Here is a 24,310-nt window from a genome sequence, read left to right as displayed (position 1 = left end):
TTTAGAAGTTGTAGTAAATAAACTATAGATTAGCGTAGGAGGATATATTATTTAATTAATAAATTTTTTATATCGTTTGATTAAATTTTTATATGAAATATTTTTTTAGTAATGTATATAATGGTGAAATGGATGTTATTAAATTTGTTGAAATGAAGTCTTTTAAGAACCCTCATTTCAATAATATATTATTCAAGCGCGTATTTTTTGAATAAGTAAAATATAATGGTTTAGACAATTTTTACAAAATTTAATGATTTGAGAAGAGAATAGTAATTATCCTAAATTGTGGTATAATAGAGGAGGTAATTGGCATTTATGAAGGGAGTTTTTAGATGAAGATAAGGTCACTCACTAATGCCGCGGTTATGCTCTCTATGTATATGCTTTTATTTGTTTTATACAATATAGGAGTTTTTCCAACGATCATGTCAATTCTATTACCTATCCCTATTATTATCTACTCCGTAACTGTAGGCCGTATTCGGGATATATTGTTATTATTTATTGGATGTTTTTGTGGGACTTTTTTATTTGGTTCAATTTATGGTGTAATAACGACATTAAATTACGGGGTAATGGGGACCATTATTGGTATTGGTATGGTTAAAAGTTGGCCGTATTGGCAACGTATCTTGAATGCGGTAATTATTTCGGTTCTTTCATTCCCAATTACGATTTATTTTGTTAGTGGCTTAAATGTTAAAGAATCCGTCACGCAGATGACAGGAGAAATAGAGGTTATGATTCAATCTATAGCTAATACGTTACCTAGTGACTATACGGCTATTATAGAGGAGTTACAACGTTCTATAGATTTGATGGCGACACTATTTCCGACGATTGTAATTTTAATGGGGACGATGTCCGTTTTTTTGAGTGATACGGTTGCCATTTTGATTTTAAAAAAACTGGGTATTTCCCCTTTGAAATTTAAGAAACAGAATATACATAATATTCAGGTAGGACCTACATTAATTATAGTTTTAGTCATTGGTCAACTTATAAAAACTGTTTTATCTATCCCAACAGTAGATTATATTTTGATTAATGTTATGGCCATAATTAATATGTTATACGTTTTGCAGGGAATTATTGTTGTTCTATTATATTTTAAGTCTCGCTCTAAAATTGGACTAGGTATTCTTACAGTTATTCTAATGTTACTATTAGGGTTTTCCATATTTATTGAGATGTTAGGAATAATGGATGCCTTTTTCAACTATCGTGATAAATTGGTTTTAGAGAATTAGTTATTGAAATGAGGTGATATGGTGAAGAAATTGAGGAAGTGGCTAGATGAGTATCAAGATCATCTGGGATACATGGCGATTTCTACTGTGTTTTTAATATTGAGTGGGGGATATGCCTACTATCGATCAGATGTCATTTCGCTTATTATTTTCCTATACTTTGTAGGGGATATAATTTATCGATTGAACGCATATTTTCACTATAAGGAAAATGTGTTGAAAAGGATTGAGTCTATTTCATATCGAGTGAAACATGCTGGAGAAACTGCATTTAATCAATTACCAGTTGGAATTCTTCTATATGATGATGCCTATGAAGTTGTATGGTTTAATACCTATTTAAAACAGATTTTCAATCAGGATTTGCACGATAAGGGATTAACGCATCTGAGTGAACAGTTATATAATCGTGCTCTTAGTGACGACGAAAAATTTAGTGTAACTATCAATCAGGAAACATATCGCGTGTTACATATGAAAAATGAGAGGTTAATGTACTTTACGAATGATACTGAGTATACGACGCTTTCGCAAAAATATCAAAATGAACATCCTGTTATAGGAATGTTGGTTATGGATAATTATGATGAGGTTTTTCATAATTTGAATGAGCAAGAAAAGAGTGAGTTTCACGGAAAGATAGTTTCTATCATTATGCAGTGGGCCGATAAACATAAAATATATATTCGAGCAACGGCAACAGATCGATTTATATTAATGATGCCATCGGTTGTTTTGCAGCAATTGCGTGAAACGAAATTTACAATTATTGATAAAGTACGTGAAGCTGCTAAAGAGAAGGATGTAATGTTGACGATTAGTATTGGATTGGCAACGGGTTACGATAGTTTTTCGGAATTAGGTCAACAAGCTAATTATATGCTAGATTTAGCTTTAAGTCGGGGTGGAGACCAAGTAGCGATTAAGATTGCGACCGATGATAAGTTCTTATTCTATGGTGGAAAGACGAATCCAGTAGAAAAAAGAAACCGTGTCCGTGCTCGGGTTAACGCACAGGCGTATGAACGTTTGGTTCGAGATAGTGACCGTGTAATTATTATGGGGCACAGGTATCCAGATGTTGACGCAATCGGGGCAAGTATTGGATTGTTACGCATGGGAATTGCATCAAAAAAAGAAGCTTATATCGTTTTAAAATTAGAGGAGTTAGATAAGACAGCTAAAAACTTTGTGGATGAAATATTTAAAGATGAAAATCTTAAGAAGTATTTTATTTCAAGTGAGATGGCAATTGAATTAATGACGAAAAATACATTACTCGTTGTAGCAGATACGCAGGATCCTAAAATGGTTATAGAGCCAGCTTTACTGCCAAAAGCAAAGAAAATCGCGGTATTTGATCATCATCGACGAGGTGTAAATGTTATTGATTCGGTATTATCATTTGCAGAACCATATGCTTCTTCAACCGTTGAATTAGTTGTGGATATGTTTGATTACTATTCACAAAAAATTAAAATGACTCCATTAGAAGCATCCATTATGCTAGCGGGAATTATTGTGGATACGCGAAGATTTTCTTATCATACCGGGCGACGAACATATGAAACCGCCGCTATATTAAAACAAAAAGGTGCGGAAGAGAAGTTAGTGCAGCAGTTGTTAAGAACCCCGTTAGAAAATTATTATAGTAAGGCTCATTTAATCGAAAGAGCAGAAATATTTAAGGATGAATTTATTATTGCGTCGGCGGATGATGAATTGGTACTTGAAAAGGTTCAAATAGCGCAGACAGCAGATGAATTATTAAATGTTCAAAATATTAAAGCTTCATTTGTTATTTCACGTATTGACGAGCAACATATCGGTATAAGTGCACGATCGTTAGGAGATGTCAATGTTCAAGTTTTAATGGAGCAATTAGGTGGTGGTGGGCATTTAAATAATGCAGCAACCCAAATTCGAAGTAGTAGTACACAAGATGCAGTTTTATTATTAAAAGAAGTTATTGTAAAAGAAATAGAAGAAAGCGGTGAATCTCAATGAAAGTAATTATGTTAGAAGATGTAAAAGGTAAAGGTAAAAAAGGAGAAGTAAAAGATTTCCCGAATGGATTTGCGAACTTTTTAATTAAACAAAATAAAGCCATGGACGCAACTCCAGCTAATATGAATAAGTTAAAGCTTCAACAGGCGGAGGAAGAGAAACAAGCTGAGCTACGATTAGAAGAAGCTAAAAAGTTAAAAGTGGAATTAGAACAAAAGACTGTTATTGTGAAAGTGAAAGCTGGAGATCATGGTCGTGTCTTTGGATCAGTTAGCACAAAGGCGATTGCAGAAGAATTTCAAAAACAATTTGGGATTAAATTAGATAAACGTAAGATGGAGCTAGAAGAACCAATTCGCGGTCTTGGGATGGCACGTGTTCCTATTCATTTACATCCAGAGGTTGTTGCTACAATTTCTGTTCAAATTAAGGAGAAGTAAAGAAATCAAATATAATTGTATTATCTAGATAGAAAGTTGGTTATGTTGTGATAGAATCGTCAAATCGTCAAATGCCCCATAGTACTGATGCAGAGCAAGCAATACTTGGCGCTATGTTATTGGATGAAAAAGTGTGTGAGGATGTAAAGCTAAAATTACAACCAGATGATTTTTATCATCATCGCCATCGTATTATTTACGAGGCGATGCTCACATTACTTGAGCAAAATATAGGTGTAGACGTGACGACAGTAGCTGCATATTTGCAAGATCATAAGAGGATTTCAGAAATAGGTGGTGTGGAATACCTTTTAACGATTTATGAAAGTGTCGCGACTACTGCCCACACTGAGCATTATGTTGAAATGGTTTTAGAAAAATCAATTTCGAGATTAATTATTAATCGTGCTCAGGGATTAATTGAACAGGGATATGACCCTGAAACTTCAACTCAGGATTTAATTGATACAGCCGAACAACAATTTTCCGGACTTGCACGTTTAAATCAAGGATCAGATTTCAAGCAAATCGATAATGTTATTATTGACTTTATTAAGAATGTAGAACGTTTATCCCAATCTACTGGGGAAGTTACTGGGTTAACAACGGGGTTTACAGCTTTAGATCATATGACGTCCGGGTTACAAAATAATGACTTAATTATTGTTGCTGCTCGTCCAGCGATGGGAAAAACGGCGTTTGCCTTGAATATTGCTCAAAACGTCGCAAAATTAAATCATATTAATGTTGCTATTTTTAGTCTGGAGATGGGAGCCGATCAATTAGTTTCCCGTTTAGTAAGTGCTGAGGGTAGAATTGAGGCTCACCGTTTAAAAACGGGTAATTTAGAGGGGGCCGATTGGCGATCTTTGAAAATCGCAACGGATGTATTAAGTAATTTAGGAATTTATATTGATGATACACCAGGTATACGTGTGGGTGAGTTACGTGCTAAATGCCGTCAATTACATCAACAAAGAGGACTTGGCCTAGTTATGATTGATTATTTACAGCTTTTATCAGGAAGTAAGTCAAGCGGAGGTAATCGACAACAGGAAGTCTCAGAAATTTCACGTATGTTAAAGGAAATGGCTCGTGAACTCAAGATTCCTGTCATTGCTTTATCCCAATTATCACGTCAGGTCGAAAATAGGGAAGATAAAAGACCAATGATGTCAGACTTAAGGGAATCTGGAAGTATCGAGCAGGATGCAGATATTGTTACTTTCCTATATCGTGAGGATTATTATAAGAAAGATCCTGAGTTGAATGATAATATCGTAGAGGTTATCTTTGCTAAACACCGTAGTGGTGCTGTGGGAACTGTGAAACTAGCCTTTAGAAAAGAAATAAGTCGTTTTGAAAATCTAGTTAATGTTCCAGATTCACCAAATATTCCTAATGTTTAGAGTTTTAATACCCATATATCGTATCTTTATATAAAACACATTTTGACGACAGGTGGTACTTATATTATAATTAGGAATGAATAATTAGAGGAGGATTTGACTATGTTTGAACGTTTAGAGGCAATCTTAGAGCGTTATGAAAAAATTAACGAGATGATGGCTGATCCTGCAATCGTTACTGATATTAAGAAGTTAACTGAGTTATCAAAAGAACAACGTGGACTTGAAGAGACAGTTAATGTATATACTGAATATAAAGAAATTGCAGCTTCAATTGAAGATTTAAAAGAAATGGTTAAAGATTCAGACCCTGAAATTAGTGAAATGGCTGAGTTAGAATTAGAAGAATTAAAACCAAAAATTCCTGCATTAGAGGAACGTTTAGAAATTTTATTAATTCCTAAAGATCCAAATGATGAAAAGAACGTAATTGTAGAAATTCGAGGAGCTGCTGGAGGAGATGAGGCTAATATCTTCGCGGCAGACTTATATCGTATGTATACAAAATATTCAGAGTTAAAAGGTTGGAAAATCCAGGTGATGAATGTTGATTATTCAGAATCTGGAGGAATGTCGCAAGTTGAATTTATGATTTCGGGTGAAAGTGTCTACTCTCATATGAAATATGAATCAGGTGCTCATCGTGTTCAACGTGTTCCTGCAACAGAATCTCAAGGAAGAATTCATACCTCAACAGCAACTGTTTTAGTTATGCCAGAAGCTGAGGATGTGGATATCGAGGTAAGTATGAATGATATTCGTGTAGATACATTCTGTTCATCAGGACCTGGTGGGCAATCTGTAAATACGACAAAATCGGCTGTACGATTAACTCACGTGCCTACTGGAATTGTTGTTTCATGTCAGGATGGAAAATCTCAACATGAAAATAAGGCAAATGCCTTAAAAGTTTTAAAAGCACGTATTTATGATTCTATTTTACAGGAGCGCCTTGAGGCCGAGGGTGAAGAACGTCGTTCTAAAATTGGTACAGGTGAACGTTCGGAAAAAATTAGAACATATAACTATCCACAAAATCGTGTCACAGATCACCGCATTGGATTTACAATCCAACAGCTTGATCGAGTAATGGAAGGAAAGTTAGAGCCTGTTATTGAAGCATTAATTACCGAAGAACAAAAGCGTAAATTAGCTGCACAAGATTAATTAAAACCATGGGAATAAACCGTGGCTAACTTAACTTTTTTGAATGATAATAAAGGCGAGGTTTACATCATTGATGTCGACCTCGCTTTTAAATTTAGAAGGGATAGTTTATTGTTGTGCGTGGGGAGATAAGTGTGGGATGGAACTAATACTCAGTTTAAACGTGCAGAAAAAAAAGCGCCCGGGGGAGGGGCGCTTTTTAAATTTAATCTAACTATAAAAGGGGGGACTTTTATAGTTAAAAGGAGGATAATCATATAATGGGGGAATTATATGATTATCTTTCTCCCGAGTCTCTCAAGGGGGGGATGAGAGTAGGCTCCGAAAAAGTCTTTGCCATACTGGGGAGAAAATAAAGTATTAAAATACTTTGGGAGAGAATTATAAGGAGAGAGTATGAAAAATAAAACTTTAAAAATTGGGGAGAGAAATGAGTAATGAAATAAAGTTTTATATGGGGGGAAGAGTATGCCCGTAAGTTTCTCGTCTTACGGACAATAATATTATGAACAGCTATTGAGATTCTTAAACACCTTTTTTAAAAAAAATTAAATATTTATATGAAATTTGATTTTAGTATCATTTTATATAAAGAGTTAGCTTGTTATCTTGCTCCATCTAACATTAATATATGTAGAAATTGATAAGGTGTGACAGGAGTTTAATAGTTTAAAACAGATTAGTACCATAATAAAATTCCTGGATTGGTAGAGAATTTTAGTAATAAAGATAATTTTTATTTGCATGTTATATTATTTTAGAGTAAAATGAGGTTGATTTTAAGAAGACGGTGATAATATGAAAACAATGCGTGAACTTTTAAACTGGGGAGAAAAATTCGCCCTTGAAAATGGAAAAGAAGACTCAGCAGTTAAATTGCTATTAATGGATGCTACGCAAAAGGAAAGTTATGAAATTTTAGCAGATATGAATATGGTTGTTCCACAGGAACAAGTTGAAAAATTTGAACATGATGTGCATCTATATGTAGAGGATAATATCCCAGTTCAACATATTATGGGATATGAGACTTTCTTTGGTCATAAATTTATTGTAAATGACGACGTTTTAATTCCACGTTTTGAAACAGAGGAATTAGTTGCAAATGTACTATCTACGTATGATGATGTTTTTAATGGATCAAAGGTTAAAGTGGTAGATGTAGGAACAGGAAGTGGTGCGATTGGGGTAACACTAGCTGTTGAAGAGCCTAATATGGAAGTGACCGTGACTGAGTTGTCGGAAGCCGCTTTAGAGGTTGCTAAACAAAATGCCAATCAATTAGGGGCGAATGTTACTTTTTACCAAGGAGATATGTTACAGCCATTGATTGAACGTGGATTAAAATTTGATATTTTGGTTTCTAATCCGCCATATATTCCATTAACTGAAGAGGTTGATCCTTTTGTAAAAGATAATGAACCACATTTAGCATTATTCGGCGGAGAAGACGGTTTAAAGTTTTATCGTCAAATTTTAAGGGATGCCCATAAGGTGGTTAATGAGAAAAATATTATTGCTTTTGAACATGCATATAATCATAAAGAAGCTATGGCTCAATTAATTAAAGAGCACTTTCCACATTCTAAATTTGAAACTTTAAAGGATTTGAATGGGAAAGATCGAATGACGATTATTATTAATAACTAAATTAAGAAGATTATAAGAAAGGCTCCTATTTATTAGGGGGTCTTTTTTAAAAAATTCTAAGGTAGAACAAATTATAATATAAGGAGTCCTTTCTAGTATGATTTATCATTATCATGAACTTAGTGATGCGTTAGCTCGTGTGACGCAAGAAGATATTATTGTTTTTCCAACCGATACAGTCTATGGAATAGGGGCCAGTATCTATTCTCCCCAAGCCATTCAAGAAATTTTTGAAATAAAACAACGTCCAACGGATAAATCGTTAATTGTCTTATGCGCGAATAAAAAACAATTGGAGGAAATTGTAGGTCCTCTATCAAGTGATATTGAAGGATTAGTTGATAGGTTTTTACCGGGGGCGTTGACGCTAGTTTTAAATTGTTGTAAGTCATTATGTAAAGAAATTACTCGCGGGAAACAGACGATAGGCGTTAGAATTCCCAACCATCCGGTATCAATACAGTTATTAAACCAATTAGGTCCTTTGGCGACAACCAGTGCTAACGTATCAGGTGAACCTAGTCCTACAAAAGTTGAAAAAAGTAATCCTATTATGAATCAGGTTCCTTATGTTTTTGATATAGGTGAGACAGAGGCGGGGGTCCCTTCGACCATTTTAGATTGCACCACCTCCGAATATAAAATATTGAGAGAGGGAGCTATTCCGGCAGAAGATATTTATAAATTTTTAAATAAAAAATAAAAAAATATGAAATTACACGTATAATTTTTAAAATATCGTCCATAATGAGTTATCAGTGAAAGGGACGGTGTTTAATATGAATCAAAAAACAACAATTATTGTGGTATTAACATTAATTATGATGGTAACAGTATATCAGATTGGTAAGGCTGAACCTCAAGGAAATAATGCACAGGTAGTCGTAAATGATACAGCTATTCGTATCCGTATTATTCCTAATTCAAATAGATATGAGGATCAACAGGCTAAAAAAATGGTTCGTTATGCAATGGACGAGTATTTAGCATCAAATAAGGCGTCATTTGAAACAGTAGAATCAACACGTGAATTTATTACAAGTAATATTGGACAAATAGAAGCGACAGTTTCTCATGTATTAGATACGATTAACTATGAGAATGGGTTTGAAGTTAGTTATGGTGCGCACTTATTTCCTGAAAAGCAATATAACGGTGAAACTTATGAACAAGGATACTATGAAAGTTTAGTTATTACTATCGGAGAAGGTCGAGGTAATAACTGGTGGTGCTTTATGAATCCGGATTTATGTTTAGGTCCAAATGCAGTATCGAATGAATCAGAAGATCAAAGTAATTGGAATAATCAATATAATGCAATGGAAACGACGCAAGAAGCGTTCCAAGAAAAAAAATTCAAATCGTATATTTCTGAGGTTTTTGATAATTTCTTTGGTGATAAAGAAACTGAAAGTTATGTTTCGGCGGAAGATACAAAAAAGGAAAATTGGTATTTATACGAGGACGAGTATTAATTTTTAGTGATTCATAATTAAAACCGTCCTACCTTTAAATCATATAAATACACCTATATAAGCATATTCCCTCTTTATTAAGCATAGGATGTTTAGTAAAGGGGGATTTTTTTATGGTAACTAACACAATAATAAAACGTTATGAACAAACAGACTACAATCAAGTAATAGATTTTATTAAAGAAGTAACAGATTTAGAAGAGGTTAATTCACATATTCTTGAACAGTCCATTTTAATTAAAGATGATAATAAGGTTTGGGGAATGGTTTCATTCGAGGATTTTAACAACATTGGAATTATTCGCTATTTCATTTATAATCAACAAGTTATTCCAGATCTGTTAGTTAATATGTTTTTTGAATTATATCATTCAGCTAAAGATAAAAATGTAAATCAATTGGTAGCTATTGCTTCTCATCCTTACGCTACTCAATTATTTTCATTGTTAGGATTTGGTGAGATGAAAAGAACGGCTCCCTTAAAGATACCTGGAATTCCGGAGTCTGATGATGTGAAATTGATGACTATAAAATTTGAATAATACGATAAAAAGATGTATAAGAAGGAACAAAAAAAGTCCCTTCTTATTTTTTTTGTTAATTCGGTGGCGGGATAAATTTTTAATAAAACTTAACCTTATTTTTAAAAATATGATATAATTGAGAATATAGAATTATTTTACAGAATAAAAGGAGCATTACTTATGAAGGTAGCTATTGCATGTGATCACGGTGGATTTAATTTAAAGCAAGACATCTTAGAATTATTAAAGGGAATGAATGTTGAATTTGAAGATTTTGGTTGCTATGATGAATGTGCTGTGGATTATCCAGATTATGCCTTTAAAGTATCGGAAGCCGTAGCAGCCGGACAGTTTGATCGCGGAATTTTAATCTGTGGGACCGGTATTGGAATTAGTATTGCAGCTAATAAGGTCAAAGGGATTCGTTGTGCATTAGTCCATGATTTATTTTCGGCTAAGGCGACAAGAGAACACAATGATTCAAATGTACTAGCCATGGGAGGCCGCGTGATTGGTCCAGGATTAGCGAGAGAGATTGTATCGGTTTGGTTAACAACTGATTTTATGGGTGCACATCATACAGCACGTCTTAAAAAAATCTCTGATTACGAAAACGTCTAAGAAATCCTGTACTAAGGATTTCTTTTTTATATTTCTTTTTTAATACTTTAGGGTAGACTATCCTAGTTTATTTATGATGAAGAGATATAAACGTTATTTCCTTGAATTGCTTGAGGTATCTCTTGGAATAATCTGTTGAAAACGGATTAAAAAAGTTGTAGAATTACTTATTATTGAAATATGAAAAATGAGAGGTGAACCGTGTGATTAAAGTTAATATTTTAGATCACCCATTAATTCAACACAAATTAACTCAAATTCGCCAGAAAGATACACCGACAACTCAATTTCGTCAAATGATTAACGAGATTGGTGGGTTAATGGTGTATGAAATTACGCGTGATTTGCCATTGGAGCAAGTTGAAATTGAAACACCTGTAGCTACAACAAAGGCCAATGTCATTGCTGGTAAGAAAATGGTTGTTGTTCCTATTCTACGAGCTGGTTTAGGAATGGTGGACGGAATTTTAAAAATGATTCCTTCAGCGCGTATTGGACACATCGGGATTTTTCGTGATGAAGAAACGTTGCAACCGGTAGAGTATTTTGCTAAGTTTCCGGATGAGTTAGATCAACGTGATATCTTTATTGTCGACCCAATGTTAGCTACAGGAGGTTCAGCAATTGCTGCTATTAACTCTATTAAGCAACGAGGGGCTAAAAATATTAAATTAGTATGTTTAGTTGGGGCTCCAGAAGGAGTTAAAGCGGTAAATGAAGCACATCCAGATGTAACGATTTATTTGGCTTCTTTAGATGAGAAACTAAATGATAAGGGATATATTGTTCCAGGTCTTGGAGATGCTGGCGACCGTATTTTTGGGACTAAATAATGAGTCAGCCATCTAAGGTTGTTAGAGCTATGAAGTGGATGTCACTTCTATCTCAAGTAGGTATTACAATGATTGCTAATATTTTTGTAGGACTATTTATTGGAAAATATCTAGATAAATGGTTGGGGACATCTCCATTATTCTTACTCGTATTAGTATTTGTTGGCGTATTTAGTGGAATTAAAAGTGTCTACTTGTTAATAATTAAAATGGATAAGAGGGATAAAACTTGAGTCAGTTACAAAATGATCCAATCCGAGTTATACCTAAACGCGTAATTCAATTAGCATTTTTGTTTACATTTTTAATCGCTGTTGTTTCAATGATATTCAATATGCCGATGATTAATGTATTAATTGGTTATTGGGTGGGCGTAATAGCTAACTTAATTAATTTTAGACTAATTGTTGTTGGCGCTAAAAATGCCTTAGACCAACAGGAAAGTGGTGTAAGAAAAACAATGCAAATGAACTTGCTAGTTCGTTTAATTATTTACGCTGGAACTCTCGTAAGTATTGTCCTATTACTAGGTACTGAAGCATTTATTGCAGGAATTATTGGAGTTTCTATGGTAAGATTTGCGATTCAAACTGATGGTTTCTTTACGTTTGGTTATGGAAAAAACGGAAAGTAATCATTGTTGAATATATAGTTAGTGTAGTCCTACATTATGGATTATATTAACCCCCGATAGTTCATATCGGCCAGATTAGAAGATGGAATCACCTTCTTAAAAAATATTTCTCGCGAAAGGAGGGTAAGAATGAATCCACTACTAATGAAGATTGCAATTGGAGAAAGTGATGGGACGGGGTTGTTTAAAATATTCAATCCGGGAACAGAAATGAAGTCCATTGTAAATCCGACCGTATTCAATTCGGTTGTTTTAGTATTAGTTTTATCGGTATTCTTTATCATTTGCGGAAATGCAGTGAAAAAGGCCGATCCGACTAAGCCTTCTAAAGGTATCGTATTGTTACTAGAATTATTAGTAACAGGTATTGAGGGTCTAGTGGAACAAACGATGGGGTTAAAACATCTAAATTTTGCTCCATTTATAGGAACATTGGCAGCCTATCTTGTTTGTGCCAACCTATTAGGATTGTTGGGGCTTAGTGCACCTACATCTGATTACAATGTGACATTGGCGTTAGCCGTTATCACGATTGTTGTTATGATAGGGTCAGGAATTAAGGCAAAGGGAATTGGAGGATATCTATACGATACATACCTTGGAGATTTTCCATTTTTATTACCTTTGAACATTACTGGTGAGCTCGCAAAACCAATTTCATTATCATTCCGTTTATTCGGAAATATCTTGAGTGGTGGTATCATTATGTCGCTTATTTATCAGGCACTTGGATGGTTCTCGCCATTAATTGCACCTGCGTTACATGGATACTTTGATGTATTCTCGGGTGTGATTCAAACATTAATCTTCATCATGTTAACTATGATTTGGTCACAAGGAGCAATGGAATAGTTAATAATAAAAAAACAAAAAAGTTAAATTAGGAGGAATTTAATTATGTTTTTAGAAACAGTTGCATCTTCAATTTCAAATGAGGCGTTTGTATTAGGTATGTCAGCAGTAGGTGCTGGATTAGCAGTATGTTCAGGGATCGGGACAGGTATTGGACAAGGTAATGCAGCGGGACAAGCGGCTGCAGCAGTTGGACGTCAACCAGAAGCTAAAGGTGATGTAATGCAAATGATGATTTTAGGTCAAGCGATTGCCGAAACATCAGCAATTTACGGATTCGTTGTAGCGATCATCTTATTATTCATTAATCCACTTGTTAATATGTTATAATTCACCTAAAACCTATTTGATAGAATTGTATACTATACATAGATAAGAAAGGGGGCAACCGACTTGCAAATCTATATCATGCCAGACTTAGTCAATTTTACGTTGCAAATAGTATCAACGTTACTTTTATTCCTGGTGATTAAATATTTTGCATGGGCTCCTATGAAGGAATTCTTACGTAAACGTCAAGAATTAGTTTCTCAAGAGATCAACCGTGCAGAAATGCTAAAATCAGATGCGATTGCCTTAAAGAAATCAGCTGAGGCTCAGGTGCAAGTTGCACGTGAAGAAGCGCGTGAAATTGTTGAAAACTCTAAAAAACAGGCACAACACATGCATGATGAAATTGTGTCAAATGCTCGTAAAGAAGCTCAACAAAAATTATCTAAGGCAGCTGCTGATATTGAACAGGAACGTAAAGCAGTATATTCGAAAATTCGTTCAGATATCGTTGAATTAGCGGTATCTTCAGCTGAAAAAATGATTGAAAAAGAAATTGATGCAGATGTTCATAATGAATTATTTGATCAGTTCGTTGCTAAAGTGGGTGGAAGTCATGAGTAAAATCGCTTCCACTTATGCACATGCATTATTTGATGCTGCGGGTGATGATAAAGTATTAGAAGATATTAAACAAGATTTTGGTGTCATTTGTTCACTTATGAAAGAACAACCACAATTTATGGAAATTTTAACACTTCCTAAATTATCAAAGGATGATAAAAAGAACTTGATAAAAAATGTTTTTTCAAAAGATGCATCACAAATTTTAGTTAATTTTTTAATGGTTTTAATTGATAAGGACCGTATTAGTTTATTAAATGAAATAATGGTTGCTTATAATCAATTAGTAAATCAACACCTAGGAATTTTGGAAGGAACTGTCTATAGTGCAGTTGATTTAAGTAAGGAGCAACTGACGCGCCTTACCTATACCTTTACAAAAAAATTAAATAAAAAAATTAAACTTAATGTTGTAATCGACCCAACTTTGCTTGGGGGATATAAAGTTAGTTTAGGTGACGTTGTATACGATAACTCAATTAAATTACAATTGAAAAACTTAAAAAATAACTTATTAAATGTTGAGTTAAAATAGAATAGAGGTGAGCATTGGTGGCCATCAGACCAGAAGAAATTAGTGCAATTTTGCGCGATCAAATTAAAAATTATGAGCAAGTATTAGATATAACTGAAACTGGTACAGTTTTAACGGTAGGGGACGGAATCGCTCGTGTTCATGGCCTACAAAATGTTATGTCTGGTGAAATTATTGAATTTGCCTCAGGTGCCGTTGGAATGGCGCAAAACCTTGAAGAGGATAACGTAGGGGTTATCATTTTAGGAGAATATCGTTCAATTAGCGAAGGTGACGAAGTTAAACGTACTGGACGTATCATGTCAGTTCCTGTAGGGGATGCCTTAATTGGTCGTGTTGTTGACGCTTTAGGAAATCCAATCGATGGTCTTGGACCAATCGAAACAACTAAATTCCGTCCAACTGAAGTTAAGGCTACAGGGGTAATGGCGCGTAAATCGGTTCACGAACCACTCCAAACAGGGATTAAGGCAATTGATGCCCTTGTTCCTATCGGTCGTGGACAACGTGAGTTAATTATCGGTGACCGTCAGACAGGGAAAACGGCAATTGCGGTTGATACGATTTTAAATCAAAAGGGACAAGATGTTATTTGTATTTATGTAGCAATTGGTCAAAAGGAATCTACTGTTAACTCTGTTGTAGAGACATTAAAAAAACATGATGCTATGAATTATACAATTGTTGTTTCTGCAGCTGCATCTTCACCATCTCCAATGCTATACATTGCACCATATTCAGGTGTAACAATGGCAGAAGAATTTATGTATCAAGGAAAACACGTTTTAATTATTTATGATGATTTATCAAAACAAGCAGCTGCTTATCGTGAATTATCATTATTATTACGTCGTCCACCAGGTCGTGAGGCATATCCAGGGGATGTATTCTACTTACATTCACGTTTATTAGAGCGTGCAGCGAAGTTAAATGATGAGCTTGGTGCAGGTTCGATTACAGCCTTACCATTTATTGAAACTAAGGCTGGAGATTTATCGGCATATGTTGCAACCAATGTAATTTCAATTACAGATGGGCAAATTTTCTTAAAATCAGATTATTTCCATTCTGGAATTCGTCCGGCTATTGATGCAGGGTTATCAGTTTCGCGTGTAGGGGGATCAGCCCAAATTAAAGCGATGAAAAAAGTTGCCGGAACGTTACGTCTTGATTTAGCGTCTTATCGTGAATTAGAGTCATTTGCTCAGTTTGGATCAGACTTAGATGATGCAACTCGTGCTAGATTAGCTCGTGGTGAAAGAACTGTTGAAGTTTTAAAACAGGGGGTGCATCAACCAATCCCTGTGGAAAAACAAGTATGCATTATTTATGCGTTGGTTAACGGATTCTTAGATAGTATCGAAGTTTCTGATATTGGTCGTTTCGAGAAAGAATTCTATACATTCTTAGACAATGAACGTCCACAAATTTTATCACATATTAGAGATACAAAGGATTTACCTGACACTGATTTATTAAACGAAGCACTTGAGAGCTTTAAAGCCGTTTTTAATTAATAGAAGGGCGGTGGATAAGTATGGCTCAATCAATGCGTGATATAAAAGATAAGATTACTTCGACTCAAAGTACGAGTCAAATTACTAAAGCCATGCAAATGGTATCAGCTGCAAAGTTAACAAAATCCGAAGCAAAAACAAAAAATTATCATCATTATATGGAGACACTTGAGGACATTGTTAGAAATATTTCTAGTACGTCAACAATGAGTCATCATCCCTTTTTTAAACCAAAGTGTGAAAAAAAATGTACCGGCTACCTGATTATTACCTCTGACCGTGGATTAGCCGGGGGATATAATGGGAATGTTCTTAAGCTTATGCAGCAAGAAATTAACTCTCATGCGAACAATGAATATAAACTTTATATGATTGGGAGCAAGGGATTCGATTATGCAAAACGCTCTGATCTAAAGATTGAAAATCAATTTGTATTTGTACCAGATGATATCGTATATCAAGATATAAAACCAGTTGTGGATAAAGTGATTGGTGATTATATGGACGGTGTTCTTAGCGAGGTTGTTATTATTTATAATAACTATTTATCGAAAATCTCACAGGAACCTGCCAAAAAACAAATACTTCCATTGGCTCCAAAAGACACTGAAAAGACAAGAGCTCAATACTCATTTGAACCAAATGAAGAGGAAGTTATCAACGCTATTTTACCAAAATATCTCGAGGGAACAATTTATGGAATAGCGATTACAGCTAAGCTTTCGGAGCATGCATCTCGAATGAATGCAATGCAAAATGCAACCGATAATGCATTAGAAATTATTACGGATTTACAGTTAGTTTATAATAGAGCAAGGCAAGCAGCAATTACGCAAGAGATTACTGAAATTGTTGGTGGAGCTTCAGCCTTAGAATAAAAGGAGGTCATCATAAATGGCAACAGGTCATATTGTAGCCGTCATCGGACCGGTAGTAGATGTAAAGTTTGATTTAGAACATCTTCCTGCTATTTACAATGCCTTAACTGTTGATTATGAAGTTGGTGGGGAACGTAAATCATTAACACTTGAAGTTGCAGTGCAGCTTGGTGATGGGGTTGTACGTACCGTCGCAATGGACGCAACAGATGGGTTAGTTCGTGGATTAGAAGTTGTTGATACAGGAAATGCAATCAGTGTTCCAGTTGGAGAGGCCACATTGGGACGTATTTTTAACGTATTAGGACAACCAGTAGATAATAAGGGAGAAGTGCCAGCAGGTACACCACATGAGGGAATTCATAAAGAAGCTCCTAAATTTGACGAGTTATCAACAACAGTTGAAATTCTTGAAACTGGTATTAAGGTAGTAGACTTATTAGCACCATATATTAAAGGTGGAAAAATTGGTTTATTCGGAGGAGCCGGAGTAGGAAAAACGGTATTAATCCAAGAATTAATCAATAACGTAGCCCAAGAACATGGTGGGATTTCAGTATTTGCTGGAGTAGGAGAACGTACTCGTGAGGGGAATGACCTATACCATGAAATGACGGAATCTGGAGTAATTAATAAAACGGCCATGGTTTTTGGACAGATGAATGAACCACCTGGTGCACGTTTACGTGTAGCATTAACAGGATTAACAATGGCTGAGTATTTCCGTGATGAAATGAAACAAGACGTATTATTATTTATTGATAATATTTTCCGTTTTACTCAAGCTGGTTCTGAGGTTTCGGCGTTACTTGGACGTATGCCTTCAGCCGTAGGTTATCAACCAACATTGGCAACTGAAATGGGGCAACTTCAGGAACGTATTACCTCTACAAAACAAGGATCGATTACTTCAATTCAAGCGGTATATGTACCAGCGGATGACTATACCGATCCAGCACCAGCGACAACCTTTGCTCACTTAGATGCAACAACTAACCTTGAGCGTCGTATTGCTGCAATGGGGATTTACCCTGCCGTGGACCCGTTAGCATCATCATCGCGTGCATTATCACCAGATATTGTAGGTCAAGAACATTATGATGTTGCACGTCGTGTTCAGATGATGTTACAACGATATCGTGAATTACAAGATATCATTGCCATCTTAGGTATGGATGAATTAAGCGACGAGGATAAAAAAATCGTGCACCGCGCACGCCGTGTACAATTATTCTTATCGCAAAGTTTCCATGTTGCGGAACAATTTACAGGACTTAAAGGATCTTATGTTCCTGTTGCTGAGACGGTTCGTGCATTTAAAGAAATTCTTGATGGAAAACACGATGATTTACCAGAGGAAGCATTCCGTTTAGTTGGTACAATCGAGCAAGCTATCGAAAAAGCTAATAAGATGAAATAGTGTGAGGTGGTACTATGTCAGTGATGACTATTCGCGTGGTAACACCAGATAAGCTTGTATTCGATGGAGAAGCGGAGCGCGTTTTTGCCCGAGGAATTGATGGTGACTTTGCTGTTTTATATAACCATATTCCGATGATGACACCGCTAGGAGTCGGTGAATTACGCATCGAGATGAACGGTGAGTCTTCATATGTTGCCATTGATAGTGGTATTTTTGAAATTTCAAATAACCATATTAATGTATTATCAAATGATGCAATGATGGCAGAAGATATTGACGTTGCACGTGCTAAGATGGAATTAGAGCGTAAGGAACGTCAAAAACAAAATGCAAAGAGCCGTGAAGATTTAATTAAATCTGAAATGGAAATCGTGAAACTTCTCAACCAAATACGAGTTGGTGAAAAAAAATAATCTTAAAAGGGAGGCCTTAGGCCTCCCTTTTAACTCAATTTCGATTTTTTATTTTGTTTAACTAAAGAAAATAGTTACAGTTATAGGATAATTTAAATTACTACCTATGGAATTCAAATATCCACAATTCGAAGATAATCCAAGGTATTCATTCTTGTATAAGGAGTAATCTACGCTCCAAAGATTTATCTTATCAAGTAAATAAGAAATTGAAAAAATAATATATAAGTTTAATTCCGTTAATAAAATGATTGATGAACCGAATATAATAATCAGACTATGAGGGAGGAGTATAATGAATTTTCAAGCATACTTTATGATTATTTGGTATATTTTAATGCTACCCATCGTATTTAAATTAATATTGTCATTACGTTTAGAGTCTTTATTTAAAAGAGGGAGTGATAGATACACAATTGTCCTTTTATATTTAATTATAACAGTTAGTCTTAGTAAGCTTTTTTTAGACTATTTTACAGATATATTTTATCTATTGAAACAAATATTTTAATTAATGGTATATTATTCTATCTTATGCATACATTTGAAAAGGGTGTATTTTATAAAAGATAGGTGATATTATGAAAAAAATTATTATAGGATTCGTGGCCTTTATTTTAACATTAATTTGTATTCCATTTTCATTTCAAATGATTCACCAATTAAATAACGATGGTGGCGGGAAAGTTACTGAGGCCATGGACTCCTCATCGAAGGATAATAATGAAGGGGTTAAGGAAAATATGATTGCCACTAATAAAGAGGAGAATAAGGGCGAGCAAGTGGTAACGGTTTTTAGAGAATCTAAAAATGAGGAAATAGATATTCCCTTAGAAACCTATCTAATAGGTGTTGTTTCGGGGGAGATGCCAGCTTTATACAATATTGAGGCCCTTAAAGCCCAGGCTGTTGCCGCTAGAACTTATACAATTCAGTTATTAGAATCACAGGATCGTATACATGATACAGTGAAACACCAAGTATATTTAGATACGGAACAACTTAAGGAAAAATGGCAGGATAAATTTGATGAGTATTATAATAAGGTATCGCAAGCCGTATCAGAAACTGCCGGACAGGTAATTACTTATGAGGATCAGTTAATCAAACCATTTTATTTTTCTATCAGTAATGGTTTTACTGAAAATGCGGAAGATTATTGGTCTACGGCCTATCCTTATTTAAAAAGTGTTAACAGTGAATGGGATAAGACCGCACCTAATTATGAGGTAGAAACCGAATTTACAATTCAGGAACTTAGAAATAAATTTAATAATAATAACTTAAAGCAAGATAGTTTTGTTATTCTTAATAAAACGGCCGGACAAAATATTAACGAGATTTTAGTAGGCGATAAGGTGTATTCTGGTCGAGAGTTTCGAGAAATTCTAGGATTACGTTCTGCAGATTTTAAAATTAAATTTAGTAATAATAAAGTCATTATTACGACATTTGGGTATGGACATGGTGTCGGAATGAGTCAATATGGCGCAAATGAATTAGCAAAGCAGGGGAAAAAGTACGATGATATCCTAAAATATTATTACCAAAATGTTAAAATAACGGAAAATTTTAACTAGAATTGAATAAGATTTACCAAAAGTGATCATCATAACGGTGAGGTGATGATCATATGAAAACAAAAGAAAGAATGACAAAGTTAAAAAACAAAAAATTATTTAAGAAGATTGATCCAATTAGCTTCGCACTTGTAGTATTACTAGGAGCATCTGCTACATTTGCAGGCGTGCAATTATGGTTAACAGGAATTAATGGGGATCAAACAGTCTCTAATCCTGCTAATGGGAATCAAGAAACAGTAGGTACAAAAGGTGATGAAACAACTGCAGTAAATAAAACAACTGATGCTAAAACAGTTGCGTTATTACAGGAAACAGTTAAATCTCCTTTAGAGGGAAAAAATGTAGAAGTAGCAAAATCGTATTACGATCAGGAAGCTGATACAAAAGAGCAAATGAAAAGTTTATTTAGTTATACAGTAGGTGAAACTAAATATACTCATGAGTCTAAAGGTGTAAGTTTAAAAAATTCTAATAATAAAGAAGTGGACATTTTATCAGCTTTATCTGGGAAAGTTTTAACTGTAAAAGATGAGGTATTAAAAGGAACAGTAGTAACAGTTGAACATGAAAACGGAGTTAAAACTATCTACACTGGCGTTTACGATGTAACTGTAAAAGCTGGTGATGATATTGAACAAGGTGATGTAATTGGTAAGACAGGTACATCACAATTAGAGCCAGATTCAGGAAATGTTGTTCACTTTGAAGTGATGAAAGATAATAATAAACTTAATCCTGAAGATGTGATTAATACTAAATTAGGTGATTTATAAAACTCTCTTTAATAGCTGGAGTTATTAAATAATAAAATTTAATTCATAAGAATAGTAGTATAGATTTTTATGGATTAACCATAATAAAAAATACACTAATGTAATTTAGTGTATTTTTTTGTTGAAAAATATTTTTTTCAACTGGAAAAGATATGGTCGTACCTATATAATTGTGATAAAATATAAAATAGTGATGAATTATTTAGACATACTAATACTGAAAAATTAGTTTGGAGGAAGGAAAGTATGCTATTTTCAAAAGATATTGGAATTGACTTGGGTACTGCTAACGTATTAATATATGAAAAAGGTAAAGGAATTGTTTTAGAGGAACCATCAGTTGTTTCAATGGATGCACAAACGGGACGTATGATTGCGGCCGGTGAAGAGGCACGTCAAATGCTTGGGCGTACACCTGGAAAAATTGAGGTTGTCCGACCAATGAAAGACGGAGTTATTGCAGACATTGCAGCAACAGAGATGATGTTAAAACATTTTATCAATTCATTGAATATTAAAGGAGTGCTTTCACAGCCGCGAATTATGATTTGTTGTCCAACTAATATTACATTAGTGGAAAAAAACGCCATTAGAGAAGCCGCAGAAAAATGTGGGGCGCGTGAGGTTTTCATTGAGGAAGAACCTAAGATTGCAGCTTTAGGTGCTGGAATGGATATCTCAAAACCATCAGGAAACATGGTTATTGACGTTGGTGGTGGAACAGCGGATATCGCCGTATTATCATTAGGGGATATTGTTACGTCTGCATCTATTAAAATTGCAGGTAACCGATTTGATCAAGACATTGTGGATTATATTAAAACAAATTATAAGCTATTAATTGGGGATCGAACGGCTGAAGAGATTAAGATAAGTGTAGCGACAGTTTATCCAGAGGGACGTGAAGAAGAGTTAGAAGTTCGTGGACGTGATTTAGTATCAGGGTTACCACGTACAATAACAATTTCATCAACGGAAGTTGAAGAATCATTACGTGAATCGGTTCGCATTATCGTACATGCTGCTAAAAACGTACTTGAACAAACACCTCCTGAACTATCAGCGGATATTATGAATAAAGGGATTGTATTAACCGGTGGTGGAGCATTGTTACATGGATTAGATCGTCTATTAGCAGATGAATTACATGTACCGGTCTTTGTAGCTGATAATCCTTTACATTGTGTTGTTGTGGGAACCGGAATTATGCTTGATCATATTGATAAAATTCGTCGTCGTTAAATGAAAAAAGCTTCAGACCTTTGTCTGAGGCTTTTTTTCAAAGGGGAATAGCTATGTTAATTATACTAGTTGATACGGGTAGGTGAAGTAATGAAACCATTGGCAGATTTAATTCGACCCCAAACATTAGATGAGGTAGTAGGACAACAACATTTAATTGGGGAAAATCAAATACTAAGAAAACTGATTGAGGTTAATCATATTCCTAATCTAATATTTTATGGACCTAGTGGAACGGGAAAAACGACTGTTGCTAATATAATTGCGAAGATATCTAAAAAGAAGATTTATAAGTTAAATGCAACGGATGCTAAAACAGAGGATATTAGAAATATTATTAAAGATTTAGATACATTAGATGGAATGAATGGGATTCTTTTATATCTAGATGAAATTCAGAATTTTAATAAGAAACAACAGCAAACGTTATTAAAATATATTGAAAATGGGCAAATTACTTTAATTGCTAGTACAACCGAAAATCCTTATTTTACTATTTTTAGCGCCATTCTAAGTCGATCGACTATTTTGGAATTTAAACCATTAACCCCTCAAGAAATTGAAGAGGGATTAAAACGTGCGATTCAATTAGTAGAGGATGAATTTTTTATTTATCCTTTTGAGTGTGATGATGAGGCCATTAAATATATTGCAAACCTCTGTAATGGAGATCTCAGAAAGGGGTTAAATGCATTAGAGATTGCATTGTACCCTAATTGTAAAACTGAGGGATTCATATTGAATTTAGATTTAGTTAAGAAAAGTACTGTTACAGCAGGATTTTCCTATGATCGGTTTGGTGATCAACATTACGATACACTTAGCGCTTTTCAAAAATCAATTCGTGGGAGTGATGCTGATGCAGCTATCCACTATCTAGCGCGTCTTATTCAGGTAGGAGATTTACTGTCTATCTGTCGCCGTCTTTTAGTTATTGCAGCTGAGGATATTGGTTTGGCTTATCCACAGGCGATAAGTATAGTAAAAAGTTGTACAGATGCAGCATTACAATTGGGGTTTCCCGAAGCCCGTATTCCATTAGCGCAGGCAGTTATTTTACTTTCAAATAGCCCTAAATCAAATTCTGCTGTTGTCGCCATTGATAAGGCCCTATCGGACTTAAAAAGGGGAAATATAGGCAGTATCCCGAATCATTTAAGAGATAGTCATTATGCGGGGGCGGAAGACCTAGGATATGGTATAAACTATAAATATCCTCACGATTATCCTAATCATTATGTGAAACAACAGTACCTACCTACATCTATCAAACATGTTAAATATTATCACCCGGCAGTCAATAAAGTTGAACAAGGATTTATGGCATATCAAAACTATGTTCAAGGTAAAAAAAATTAATAAAAAAAAACCATAAACAACGAGTAGTTATACTTTCCTCATCAGGTTATAAAGAGGATAGAGGTACATCTTGTTTATGGTTTTTGTTTTAAGGTTGATAAGGGATTTCTTTGAAGGAAACTTCGCCTGCAACAATTGTTGCTTTACCATGTGTAATATCGACTATCCAAGACGTAAATTGTTCTTCACTATCTATATCGATTAAAACTTCTAAGGATATTTTATCGGTATAGTGAACTTGGCTTAGGAGATAGTTACTCCCTTCTAAACGGTTTTGGAGTGTCCCAAGGAGATTATAGTCAGTGTTAATAAACATTGTTTTCATTGTTTTTCTTTCAACAAGACCTAGTGTCTTTATTGTTTCAGAAACTGATTTTCCATAAGTTCTAATTAGACCACCGGCGCCTAGTTTCACTCCACCAAAATAGCGAGTCACTACAACGGCACAATTTTTAAGATTTTGCTTTCGTAATACCTCAAGCATCGGGATACCTGCAGTACCGCTCGGTTCACCATCATCATTTGAACGTTGAATTTCGTTAAAGTCACCAATCTGGTAAGCGGAACAATTGTGAGTAGCATTCCAATGATCTTTTTTAATTTTTTTAATAAACTCTACTGCTTCCTGATCAGTATAAACACGTTTAACATGACAAATAAAACGTGATTTTTCAACAATAATTTCATGTTGTCCGTCATGTGCAATCATTAAATAATGTTCCAATATATCACCTCAATTAGTTTGCTTTAATTATAACATAAAAGAGATTCTTTAATAAAAGATAAGGGTTAAAAATTAGACATTGGTGAATAAGCCCTAGGAAAGGG

26 protein-coding genes are annotated in these 24,310 nt (G+C 34.6%); 25 read left to right on the top strand and 1 reads right to left on the bottom strand.

All coding sequences use genetic code 11. The annotated features are described in order from the left end of the window. The first annotated feature begins 335 nt into the window (after positions 1-335). The 25 genes from AACH31_RS09975 (at position 336) to AACH31_RS09855 (ending at position 23,482) form a co-directional block, all read left to right on the top strand. Positions 336-1,253, top strand: coding sequence for a YybS family protein (locus AACH31_RS09975; RefSeq protein WP_262950844.1), 918 nt, complete (start codon positions 336-338; stop codon positions 1,251-1,253). Positions 1,254-1,274: 21 nt separating this feature from the next. Beyond that, complete coding sequence (locus AACH31_RS09970) at positions 1,275-3,260, top strand: DHH family phosphoesterase (RefSeq protein ID WP_161832454.1); 1,986 nt, start codon at positions 1,275-1,277, stop codon at positions 3,258-3,260. Beyond that, positions 3,257-3,700, top strand: coding sequence for a 50S ribosomal protein L9 (gene rplI, locus AACH31_RS09965; protein WP_161832453.1), 444 nt, complete (start codon positions 3,257-3,259; stop codon positions 3,698-3,700). The genes AACH31_RS09970 and rplI overlap by 4 nt, the downstream gene beginning before the upstream one ends. 47 nt (positions 3,701-3,747) lie before the next feature. Continuing rightward, a complete protein-coding gene (gene dnaB, locus AACH31_RS09960) occupies positions 3,748-5,109 on the top strand; it encodes a replicative DNA helicase (RefSeq protein WP_161832452.1) in 1,362 nt (453 codons plus the stop codon). 102 nt (positions 5,110-5,211) lie between these two features. Next, positions 5,212-6,276: a peptide chain release factor 1 gene (gene prfA, locus AACH31_RS09955; protein WP_161832451.1), complete on the top strand. Its 1,065-nt coding sequence runs from the start codon at positions 5,212-5,214 to the stop codon at positions 6,274-6,276. A gap of 798 nt (positions 6,277-7,074) precedes the next feature. Then, a complete protein-coding gene (gene prmC / locus AACH31_RS09950) occupies positions 7,075-7,926 on the top strand; it encodes a peptide chain release factor N(5)-glutamine methyltransferase (protein ID WP_262950854.1) in 852 nt (283 codons plus the stop codon). A 97-nt stretch (positions 7,927-8,023) separates the two neighbouring features. Then, positions 8,024-8,629: an L-threonylcarbamoyladenylate synthase gene (locus AACH31_RS09945; RefSeq protein ID WP_262950852.1), complete on the top strand. Its 606-nt coding sequence runs from the start codon at positions 8,024-8,026 to the stop codon at positions 8,627-8,629. A 76-nt stretch (positions 8,630-8,705) separates the two neighbouring features. Next, entirely contained in the window at positions 8,706-9,401 is a 696-nt protein-coding gene (locus AACH31_RS09940; protein ID WP_161832448.1) for a stage II sporulation protein R, read from the top strand. A gap of 113 nt (positions 9,402-9,514) precedes the next feature. Beyond that, positions 9,515-9,943, top strand: coding sequence for a hypothetical protein (locus tag AACH31_RS09935; protein ID WP_161832447.1), 429 nt, complete (start codon positions 9,515-9,517; stop codon positions 9,941-9,943). A gap of 162 nt (positions 9,944-10,105) precedes the next feature. After that, complete coding sequence (rpiB, locus tag AACH31_RS09930; protein ID WP_161832446.1) at positions 10,106-10,546, top strand: ribose 5-phosphate isomerase B; 441 nt, start codon at positions 10,106-10,108, stop codon at positions 10,544-10,546. A 203-nt stretch (positions 10,547-10,749) separates the two neighbouring features. Then, positions 10,750-11,379, top strand: coding sequence for a uracil phosphoribosyltransferase (gene upp, locus AACH31_RS09925; RefSeq protein ID WP_161832445.1), 630 nt, complete (start codon positions 10,750-10,752; stop codon positions 11,377-11,379). Between the two features lie 29 nt (positions 11,380-11,408). Then, positions 11,409-11,612 (top strand): AtpZ/AtpI family protein, encoded by a 204-nt coding sequence (locus tag AACH31_RS09920; RefSeq protein WP_237658963.1) that lies wholly within the window; start codon positions 11,409-11,411, stop codon positions 11,610-11,612. Beyond that, on the top strand, positions 11,609-12,013 hold the full coding sequence (locus tag AACH31_RS09915; RefSeq protein WP_161832443.1) for a hypothetical protein: 405 nt from the start codon (positions 11,609-11,611) through the stop codon (positions 12,011-12,013). Before AACH31_RS09920 ends, AACH31_RS09915 begins: the two co-directional genes overlap by 4 nt. Before the next feature lie 129 nt (positions 12,014-12,142). After that, positions 12,143-12,865, top strand: a complete 723-nt coding sequence (gene atpB, locus AACH31_RS09910) for a F0F1 ATP synthase subunit A (RefSeq protein ID WP_161832442.1) — start codon at positions 12,143-12,145, stop codon at positions 12,863-12,865. 45 nt (positions 12,866-12,910) lie between these two features. Then, entirely contained in the window at positions 12,911-13,195 is a 285-nt protein-coding gene (gene atpE, locus AACH31_RS09905) for an ATP synthase F0 subunit C (protein ID WP_161832441.1), read from the top strand. 63 nt (positions 13,196-13,258) lie between these two features. Continuing rightward, positions 13,259-13,759: a F0F1 ATP synthase subunit B gene (gene atpF / locus AACH31_RS09900; RefSeq protein WP_161832440.1), complete on the top strand. Its 501-nt coding sequence runs from the start codon at positions 13,259-13,261 to the stop codon at positions 13,757-13,759. Continuing rightward, the gene (locus tag AACH31_RS09895) at positions 13,752-14,294 is read left to right on the top strand and encodes a F0F1 ATP synthase subunit delta (RefSeq protein ID WP_161832439.1); all 543 of its coding nucleotides are present in this window, start codon (positions 13,752-13,754) and stop codon (positions 14,292-14,294) included. Before atpF ends, AACH31_RS09895 begins: the two co-directional genes overlap by 8 nt. Before the next feature lie 17 nt (positions 14,295-14,311). Further along, complete coding sequence (gene atpA, locus AACH31_RS09890; RefSeq protein ID WP_161832438.1) at positions 14,312-15,811, top strand: F0F1 ATP synthase subunit alpha; 1,500 nt, start codon at positions 14,312-14,314, stop codon at positions 15,809-15,811. 20 nt (positions 15,812-15,831) lie between these two features. Further along, positions 15,832-16,689 carry an ATP synthase F1 subunit gamma gene (atpG, locus tag AACH31_RS09885; protein ID WP_161832437.1) on the top strand — a complete coding sequence of 286 codons (858 nt, stop codon included), beginning with the start codon at positions 15,832-15,834 and terminating at the stop codon, positions 16,687-16,689. 16 nt (positions 16,690-16,705) lie between these two features. Continuing rightward, positions 16,706-18,109 carry a F0F1 ATP synthase subunit beta gene (gene atpD / locus AACH31_RS09880; protein ID WP_161832436.1) on the top strand — a complete coding sequence of 468 codons (1,404 nt, stop codon included), beginning with the start codon at positions 16,706-16,708 and terminating at the stop codon, positions 18,107-18,109. A gap of 14 nt (positions 18,110-18,123) precedes the next feature. Then, on the top strand, positions 18,124-18,525 hold the full coding sequence (gene atpC / locus AACH31_RS09875; RefSeq protein WP_161832435.1) for an ATP synthase F1 subunit epsilon: 402 nt from the start codon (positions 18,124-18,126) through the stop codon (positions 18,523-18,525). 581 nt (positions 18,526-19,106) lie between these two features. Continuing rightward, a complete protein-coding gene (gene spoIID, locus AACH31_RS09870; RefSeq protein ID WP_161832434.1) occupies positions 19,107-20,105 on the top strand; it encodes a stage II sporulation protein D in 999 nt (332 codons plus the stop codon). Between the two features lie 53 nt (positions 20,106-20,158). Continuing rightward, on the top strand, positions 20,159-20,881 hold the full coding sequence (locus tag AACH31_RS09865; RefSeq protein WP_338617564.1) for a M23 family metallopeptidase: 723 nt from the start codon (positions 20,159-20,161) through the stop codon (positions 20,879-20,881). A 246-nt stretch (positions 20,882-21,127) separates the two neighbouring features. Further along, the gene (gene mreB, locus AACH31_RS09860; protein ID WP_161832432.1) at positions 21,128-22,123 is read left to right on the top strand and encodes a rod shape-determining protein MreB; all 996 of its coding nucleotides are present in this window, start codon (positions 21,128-21,130) and stop codon (positions 22,121-22,123) included. A 90-nt stretch (positions 22,124-22,213) separates the two neighbouring features. Then, positions 22,214-23,482, top strand: coding sequence for a replication-associated recombination protein A (locus AACH31_RS09855; RefSeq protein ID WP_161832431.1), 1,269 nt, complete (start codon positions 22,214-22,216; stop codon positions 23,480-23,482). Between the two features lie 88 nt (positions 23,483-23,570). Here the strand turns inward: AACH31_RS09855 and AACH31_RS09850 are convergent, their stop codons facing one another. Then, positions 23,571-24,206 carry a YigZ family protein gene (locus AACH31_RS09850; RefSeq protein WP_161832430.1) on the bottom strand — a complete coding sequence of 212 codons (636 nt, stop codon included), beginning with the start codon at positions 24,204-24,206 and terminating at the stop codon, positions 23,571-23,573. Between the last annotated feature and the right edge of the window lie 104 nt (positions 24,207-24,310).

This window comes from Turicibacter faecis (assembly GCF_037076425.1).
GTDB classification, from domain to species: Bacteria; Bacillota_I; Bacilli_A; order MOL361; family Turicibacteraceae; genus Turicibacter; species Turicibacter faecis.
The sequence above is the reverse complement of the archived record's forward strand: the minus strand, read 5'-3'. Positions and strand labels throughout refer to the sequence as shown.